The sequence below is a fragment of the Nocardia sp. 852002-20019_SCH5090214 genome (genome assembly GCF_001665865.1).
GTDB lineage: Bacteria > Actinomycetota > Actinomycetes > Mycobacteriales > Mycobacteriaceae > Nocardia > Nocardia nova.
The window spans coordinates 1-855 of record NZ_LZMK01000423.1 but is presented as its reverse complement, the minus strand read 5'-3'; the positions used below and the strand labels follow the sequence as shown (position 1 = coordinate 855).

Sequence of the window (855 nt, the reverse complement as noted above, 5' to 3'; positions counted from 1 at the left end):
CCGACCAAACTGAGCGGAACAGCCGTGGCCGGCATGCTCGCCCGGGAACTCGAGACCCACTGCCCGGAGGGCTTCATCCCCGCTCGACTCACAGTCGACCTGTATCAACCGGTCGACAACGCCGCGTTCGATCTGCGCAGCACGGTGGTCCGTCGAGGATCTCGAATCACTGTTGCCGACGCGGCACTGTCGCAAGACGGTCAGCAACGTGTGAGGGCGACAGCCGTTTTCCTCACCACCGGGACCGAACCGCCTGGCCAGCTCTGGAGCCGAGACGAACCGCTGCCGGTTCCGCCGCAGGAGAGTGCTGTGCCCGGCGGGACGCCGCCGCTGTTCAAGAGCGGCGATCGCGACTGGTCCGAGGATTTCGCGGCGAATCAAAACGCCGACCGCAAAATCTCCTGGCAGAACCTGCCACCACTGGTCGCCGGGGAACCGATCACTGGGTTCCAGCGCGCCGCGATCCTGGGTGACTCCACGAACCACGTGTGTCATTGGGGCACCGAAGGCGCCGGCTACATCAACGCCGATGTGACCGTGGCGCTTTCGCGTCTGCCGATCGGCTGCGACCTCGGACTACGCGCCGACAACACCATCGCCTCGGCGGGCGTGTCCATCGGCAGCGCCACCCTCTACGACCGCATCGGCCCGGTCGGCACCTCCGTGGTCAGCACACTGTCGAACGCACGACGCCAAATCGACTTCGCCGCCACCACCAGCGCCGCATTCGGCGGCGAGTAACCGGCGGGTGCTTCACGGGTGAGGAAGCATCTCCGGCTGAGCGAGCCTGGCGAGCGTTTGAGCAATGTCGGTGCCGGGCTGGCTGAAGGTGGCGTCGAAGTAGGCAAGCAGGTA

Annotated in this window: 1 protein-coding gene; it reads left to right on the top strand. The window is 66.2% G+C overall.

Annotation, left to right across the window (positions count from 1 at the left end):
* Positions 1–741, top strand: a 741-nt coding sequence (locus A5780_RS36700) for an acyl-CoA thioesterase domain-containing protein (protein ID WP_082976931.1), incomplete at its 5' end; no start/stop codon positions are given.
* Positions 742–855: the final 114 nt, after the last annotated feature.